This is a genomic window from Rhodothermales bacterium, assembly GCA_013002345.1.
Lineage (GTDB): Bacteria > Bacteroidota > Rhodothermia > Rhodothermales > JABDKH01 > JABDKH01.
Genome location: JABDKH010000178.1, coordinates 20820 through 27922, shown reverse-complemented (window position 1 = coordinate 27922; position 7103 = coordinate 20820). Strand labels below are relative to the sequence as shown.

The following is a 7103-nucleotide window of genomic DNA, read 5'->3' as shown; positions in this document are numbered from 1 at the left end:
GCCATTCAGGGTCCAGGATCGTCACGGGCCTGATCTCGTGCTTACTCAGTTCATCCAGCTGTTCGGCAGCAGAATCGATACGAGCCGACAGCGTGGTCTCGATTTCCGCCACGATCTCGGAGGCCCGTGCGATGCCCTTGAGTCGCAGCAGCCGTTGTTCTCGCGGGCACTCAAGCAGGGAACGGGGATCCGGAAAATGCTCCGCGAGGCGGCCTGCGGCCACACGCCCGACGCCCGGTATGTCCATGAGCGCAAGAATGTATTTCGCGGTATCAGACAATGCCGGGCCCGTTTTGCCTCCTTCGTCGAGTCATTTCGAGACCAAGATAGCCGGTCGGGGCGAGAATGGGCACATACCCGGGATCGGATGGTATCCCGCGCTCTCGCAGACCAGCCGCGTGTCCCGGCCTCTCGTTCGACTCCGCGGCTGCGCGCCTGTGCAGGACCGACCGCAACAGCCGCGACCTGGACACACTGACGAATCCTGCGTCCGAGTTGCTCTTTTGGAGGTGCATCGCAATCTTGAATTCCACCACTCGTGAACTCCACAATGTGCCGATGAACCTGATCGAAAGGGTGAGGGAATGGTTCGGTTCTGATTCCAGGTCTCAGCAGTTCGGATTGCTGCTCAGTGGAGGAGGTGCGCGTGCGGCGTACCAGGCCGGTGTGCTGCGCTACATCGCCGAGACCTTTGAGGACGTCGATTTCGATGTCATGACCGGAGTATCGGCGGGCGCGATCAACACCGCCTATCTGTCTAACACGTGCGGGCCGCTGCGGATGAGCGTCGATCAGCTGGTTCAGGGGTGGGCAGACATTCGTGCCGACAACGTCTTTGCCGCGGAGTCGAGTTTCTCGTTCTTGCGCGGCCTCATGTTCAGAAAGGACGAGGACGAGGAATGGATCGGTAAGGCCCTGCTTGACACGATGCCGCTTCGTGAGTTTCTGACGGTCCAACTCAAGGCGGAGGATGGCAAGCTGAGCTGCATCTCGCAGAAACTTGCCCAGGACCGCCTCAAGGCCGTGGCCGTCGTGACCACAAACTACGCGACGGGGCAGACCGTCACGTGGGTCCAGGGTCGGAACATCAGCAAGTGGGAGCGACCGACCCGGATCGGCATCAACACGACGCTCACGGTTGAGCACATCATGGCGTCGACCGCCCTGCCGCTGCTATTTCCTGCCGTCCGAATCGGCGACGCCTACTACGGCGACGGGGGTATCCGGCTGGCCGCACCGTTGGCGCCGCTTGTACATCTTGGCTGCACGCGCATCATGGCCATCTCCACACGGTACCAGAGGTCGCGTGCTGAAGCGGATGATCCGGCGTTCGAGGGCTACCCGGCGACGTCGCAGATCTTCAGTGTCCTGATGAATTCGATCTTTCTCGATGCCCTCGATCAGGATGCGCTGACGATGGATCGGCTCAACGCGCTGCTGGATCAGCTTCCGGAGTCCCGGCGACTGGGCATGCGACCCATACATCTGCTTGTCATGCGACCCTCGATCGACATAGGCAGGCTGGCCGGTGAGTTCGAGGCCGAGCTCAGCGGAGTCCTTGGAACGATGTCCAGGGGGCTCGGAGGCGGCCAGTCTAAAAGCCCGGACTGGCTGAGCATGCTTCTGTTTGAGCCCCGTTATGTCCAACGACTGATTGAAGTAGGTTACGAAGACGGCCGTCGGCAGCGAGACCGGATCGAGCAGTTCTTCTATTCGCATGAAGTGAGTACGCCGAGGCTGGAGGCGACGCACGTCAGCACATGATGTGGCGGTGCCTGTCGGCGACTACGCCGCTAGGCAGATGCTGGGCGTGCTACGGACTCGTCTCGCGTCTAAAATCCTGCGGTCGCTCTTTCGATGGCGAGGTGCTTGACTTGCCGTTCCCGCCTTCGTACTGATTCAGCGCCTGTCAGGAATCCCCGTGTTCCTGGTACCAACGTGCAACCTGAGCGGGAGCCACTCAGTACACCGACTTACACCCGCAGACTCCAGCACGGCTATGAAGAAAAGCGACTTGCAGTCACCGGACAGTTTCGAGACCATGACGTCGATTGTCTCCTCGATTTTTGAGGAGCTGAACATTGGTCTCTTGATCTATCATCTGGAGCACCCGGACGAGCCTCGCACGCTGAAGCTCATTTACGTAAATCGTGCAGCATCGGACTTCACAGGCGCGGACCTCGTATCTCGTGTTGGCAAGTACATTCTCGACGCTTTTCCGGGACTCGCGGGCTCGGGGCTCCCGAGGATCTATGCCGAGGTCGTGACGTCCGGAAAATCTGTGGACCTGGGCTCATTCGAGTATCCCGGCGACCAGGCTATCGGTCGAAGCTACTATTCGGTGAAGGCGTTCAGGATGCCGGACGCATGCGTCGGGATCGTCTTCGAGAATATCACCGTTCGGAAGCAGGTCGAAGAACTCGTCAAGAAAGAGATGGGCAGATAGGACTGTGTCCTGTCGATTTGCCGGTCGGACTTGTTCACGAGCGTCGTAACGCAAAAAGCGCCGCCTCCTGCGGAGACGACGCTTCTCGTTCGGTCGCCGTCCTGTCCGGACTACGACTCAAGCTGGGCGTCGAGTGTGACCTTCGCGTTCAACACTTTCGACACGGGGCAGTTGACCTTGGCTGTGTCCGCGGCTGCAAGAAACGCCTCTTCCGATGCACCCGGGACCTTTGCCGAGAGGTCGAGATGTACCGCCGTGATGGCGAAGCCGCTCTCGATTCTCTCAAGTGAAACGGTCGCCGAAACGCTCAGGCGCTCGGCCGTCAATCCGGCTCCGCGGCCCAGTTCGCCCGACAGTGCCATCGCGTAGCAGCCGGCATGTGCAGCCGCGATGAGCTCCTCCGGGTTTGTCCCGGGCTCATCGCCGAATCGCTTGCTGAATGAGTAGTTTACAGTTGAAAGAACGCCACTCTCTGTGGAAACGGTGCCGCTTCCTTCCTTGATGCTGCCTGTCCAGACGGCCGATCCCTTTCGCTTCATTGGTTCAATGCCAGTTGGTGGTTGGAGTTGTTAGCCGGAACCGGTCCGGCGCATTTCAAAAAGGCACTGCCTCCACAAGAAGCAGCGCCTTCGTAGGAGCGGTCCGGACGGGACTCGAACCCGCGATTCTGAGCGACTATTACCGAACAACGGCGAACGGAGGATAGGTCCATCTCAGAGTTGGATATCTCCGTTCTTGTTCGAGAGTGCTTCACTTCGGTTGCTACTGATTGTTACATCGTGATCGCGATAGCCGACCAAACGGATGTCCGTTCATCTCTATCCCGACCGCCAATCCGATTACCCGGCGTCCCGTCCCGTCGGCGTTGTGATCTGCCTCTGGAGACACCTAAAGCACAAGCCACAAGTCACGCTTCCCTTCGAAGCGGCTCCAGCCGAGTGGAACCGCCGGTACGAAGATACAAGCCGTCCGCGCCGCTTGCCACCGACCGTAACGCGCTGCTAACGGAACTCAAGGCGCTCGCGGAGGCTTGTCGGCGGAGGGGCCTCTGACGCTGGGGTTCGAGATCGGGTTAAGGGCGCGTGGGGATTGCCAGGCCCTCATCGGAACCCGTTCTAGAGCTTTTTGCCTCGTTCCTTAACGAAGCGGGCGTCCGTACGACAGCCTCGGCGGTGCCGGTCTATGGAGGTTTAGAGAGTCACCTGCCCCGGTAGGCGAATGAGAAGGTGGCCTGTTCATACAACGGCAAACACAAGAATGCCGAAGCTCAGTTGCGCATCAACGAGACCATCAGCTGGCTTATGCGGCGCGAGATGTTGTGTTGCTCGGTGAGATGGCAAATTGACTTCGTATCCACCCAGACCGTATTGTAGGGGAATACCTTACGACCGGAACGCCCTGCAATCTATACCAGCGCACCTCGCACCTCGCTATGAGAATACGAATCGGCTCATCCCTCCTGCTCGCCGTCCTGGTGCTGATCTCTACCAGCTGGATTGGCTGTGATAGCAGCGTCGCAGATGATCCCCCTGCAGATGACCTCCCGGTCACCCTCTCCGGCGTGGTGCGAGATCAGGACACCAACAGCCCGCTATCGGATATCACGGTGGAGTTGAACAGCGCTCAGACGAAGACGACGGACCAGGCGGGTCGTTTCGAGTTTCGAGACGTGCCATTGGGGGCCAACGCGCTTCGGGTCAGTGAGACGGGTTTCGACGATTACACGAGACAGATCAACGTTTCGGCTGGCGACAACAGCCACGACGTCTCACTGTTGCGCATTACATTGTATGAGTTTGACGAAGCTGGAGATTTCTACGAACTCTACCTCCCCGCTGGCGGCTCAACGTACCGGGGCGTCATTTTCCTTGGAGAGCCAAGCACTCAGGACACTCGGGGGTTCGCGAGTGGCATCCCGAGGACGAATGCGGCTCCTGGCTTGAACGAGTTCGTAGCAGCAGAGCGGCAGCGATCGTTGCAGCTCGCCGAGACCTACGGGCTGGCGCTAATGGGCGCTGAAGTGACGAGAAGCACTGTGTTCCTTGTGAGAGCTCTGGAGCATTTCGCCGAGGAGAGCGGGCACCCGGAGTTGGCGAAGGCACCGGTGCTGGCGATGGGCTTCTCCTTCGGCGGTTGTCTCGCCTACGAGTTCACCCTCGACCACCCCGATCGCGTGATTGGCTTCATGACCGCGAAGGGAAGCTGCCACGACTTGGGAGATGCGGGACTGGCCCGGCGCGTCCCGGGCTATCTCTTCATCGGCGGTGAAGACGCGCCCAACAGGGCTCTTAATATCACTGACGTGTTTGAGGAGAACAGACCCCAGGGTGCGCTGTGGTCGCTGGTCATCGAGCAGGGCACAGGGCATATCCCGGTAGACGATCAGACCCTGCTCTTCAACTGGATGGATGCCGTACTGGAGGCCCGTCTCCCGGAGACGCCCCCGCCCGGAGAGCCCGTCGTGCTGCGCGCCATCGACGAGGCGACAGGGTGGCTGGGCAACCGGTCGAGCTTCGAGATCGCGGACTACGCCGGATACGATGCGGACCGGCTGCAGGCCAGCTGGCTGCCATCGATGCAGACGGCGCAGGACTGGCAGGCATTCGCGAGCTCTGTAGCAGGGGACTGAACCCGCTTTGGCAGCTCTCCATCACTTTGTGTGAGCGGATCTGGTGCGACGACCGGCGATAATCATTCCGAGTGCACCGACGTTACGAACGGTGTTCTGAGAGACCTTCGACAATCGGGGTATCCGTGATCGGCGCGAAGGAGGGGGACACGTGCCGGCGACCCCCTGTCGACTACGGTCCGGCGGACCGAGAACGCGCAGCGTCCGGAGGCCCGGGGATTCGGTTTGCTCAAAAGTGTCCGGGCTGTGACCGTTGCCCCTAACACGAAAGCCGTAAACCACTGTGCAAGAGTGATGTACGGCTTGGGTAAGCGGTCCGGACGGGACTCGAACCCGCGACCTCCGCCGTGACAGGGCGGCGTTCTAGCCAACTGAACTACCGGACCAGGGCAGTTGCTACAAAGTCCATTCGTAGCTTGTTAAGATAGAAATTTGAACGTTCCGCACGCAACAACGATCCTTGAGGATTCGGTGAGGACATAGCCCTCATGTGCGATGCGAGCCGACATCCACGCGTTTTCACTGACAGATCGGTGTGAAACGTAACTGGAAGCTGTGCGGAAGGTTTGAATGGACGCCCTGCGCGCAGATCGGCGAGATCGAGACTGGCATGACAGGCGACGGGAAACTACCCGCTTTGGGCTGGTTTCAAGACAGAAGCGCACTCGACTTACAGGAAAGTAGCCAACCGTACAGCACGTCGTATTGATGACTCATCGGATTCATCCCATCCAAATCGCTCTTGTAGCTGTTGTCGCACTGACGTCCGCGTGCGAGTTACCGCCTACGGTCGGCGACCTGGCGCTCGCCCCCGACGAGTCCTACGACGTTGTCAAAAGAGAGATCGCTGACGGGCTCGTCTATATCAAGATGTACAGCGATACGGACAAGCAGCGGCTGCACGTCGTGGTCGCCGATCTCAATCAGCCGCGCCTGAAGCTTGATGCCGAGACATCCAACGACAGTCTGTTTGGGTTTGAGAGAACCTCCGAGATCTTCGAGCGGCTGAGCGCGGGCGGCGAGAAACCGCTCGTGGCGATCAACGCGGACTTCTGGCACCGAGATGGAACGCCTGTCGGGATGTTCGTTGACGACGGCCACCTCTGGCGCGGGCCGTGGTACGGGACCGACGACAGGACCGGGATGACACGGTCGATCTTTGCATTCAACGAAGCGAACGACGTAGCTCTCGGTCTTCCCGAGTATAGTCTGAGCTTGACGCTTCCGGATCAGAGTGTCATTGAGATAGAAGCCGTCAATCTGTCGGAAAGTGACAGCAGGTCAAGAGTATTTACGGACCGGTATCCTGACAGCGTACGTGTTTCGGCGGGGTGGGCATACTCCTCGTTTCAGTCGATCGACCACACGTGGATTCCGAATGATCCGCTTCGGCTGACCTACAACGGTTCGGGAGCCAGTGCATTCAGTGTTGCTCGCGGTGAAGTTGTCGTGGTCTTTCCTGACTCGACTGCAAACGTTGTCGGACGCGATACATCGGGGGACTTCCTGTTGTTGGCGCGGCTCAAGAATCTTCAGACGCCGGTCGACGGCGTGCTCGGTGCGTTGCCCAGGCTGATTGACAGATCGGGCGACTCCGTAGTAGTCGATCCTGTTCGCTTTGCAGCGGAGGAGGGGATTCGCGCGAATTTTGTGACGGATCTCCACCCGAGAACCGCGGTCGGGTATGATGAAGACCTGAACTGGTTGTATATGGTGGTGGTGGACGGCCGAAGCGACTCTGCCGCCGGAATGGATTTGATCAGACTGGCCCAACTGTTTCGGAAGTGGGGATGTGACTTCGCCCTCAACTTCGACGGCGGTGGCTCGACGACGATGGTGGTCGAAGGCGAAATCGTCAACAGCCCCTCCGACCGAACTGGCGAGAGGCCGGTGAGCAACGTGCTCTTGTTGAGGGATCGGTGAGTTAATTCGACGCTGCTACTCATCGGAAATGTTTCGAGTTCTATCGGACCACTTCGGCACCGAAATCTCGGCCCTGTGGCCGCCCGTGAAATAACAAAAGCCGAC

General features: G+C 59.4%; 6 protein-coding genes and 1 tRNA gene. 4 read left to right on the top strand and 3 right to left on the bottom strand.

Features of this window, described 5'->3' with window-relative positions; translation table 11 throughout:
• Positions 1-280, bottom strand: a 280-nt coding sequence (locus HKN37_09005) for a hypothetical protein (GenBank protein NNE46783.1), incomplete at its 3' end; no start/stop codon positions are given.
• A gap of 278 nt (positions 281-558) precedes the next feature.
• Here HKN37_09005 and HKN37_09000 point away from each other — a divergent pair.
• Positions 559-1764 (top strand): patatin, encoded by a 1206-nt coding sequence (locus HKN37_09000; protein ID NNE46782.1) that lies wholly within the window; start codon positions 559-561, stop codon positions 1762-1764.
• 235 nt (positions 1765-1999) lie between these two features.
• Positions 2000-2446, top strand: coding sequence for a hypothetical protein (locus HKN37_08995; protein NNE46781.1), 447 nt, complete (start codon positions 2000-2002; stop codon positions 2444-2446).
• A 110-nt stretch (positions 2447-2556) separates the two neighbouring features.
• Here HKN37_08995 and HKN37_08990 read toward each other — a convergent pair whose 3' ends face one another.
• Positions 2557-2985: an OsmC family protein gene (locus HKN37_08990; GenBank protein NNE46780.1), complete on the bottom strand. Its 429-nt coding sequence runs from the start codon at positions 2983-2985 to the stop codon at positions 2557-2559.
• A gap of 893 nt (positions 2986-3878) precedes the next feature.
• On the opposite strand from HKN37_08990, the gene HKN37_08985 reads away from it, so the two are divergent.
• On the top strand, positions 3879-5075 hold the full coding sequence (locus HKN37_08985) for a hypothetical protein (protein ID NNE46779.1): 1197 nt from the start codon (positions 3879-3881) through the stop codon (positions 5073-5075).
• A gap of 312 nt (positions 5076-5387) precedes the next feature.
• Here the strand turns inward: HKN37_08985 and HKN37_08980 are convergent.
• Positions 5388-5461: transfer RNA gene (locus tag HKN37_08980), tRNA-Asp, on the bottom strand.
• 322 nt (positions 5462-5783) lie between these two features.
• Here HKN37_08980 and HKN37_08975 point away from each other — a divergent pair.
• A complete protein-coding gene (locus HKN37_08975) occupies positions 5784-6998 on the top strand; it encodes a phosphodiester glycosidase family protein (protein ID NNE46778.1) in 1215 nt (404 codons plus the stop codon).
• The last annotated feature ends 105 nt before the right edge of the window (positions 6999-7103 follow it).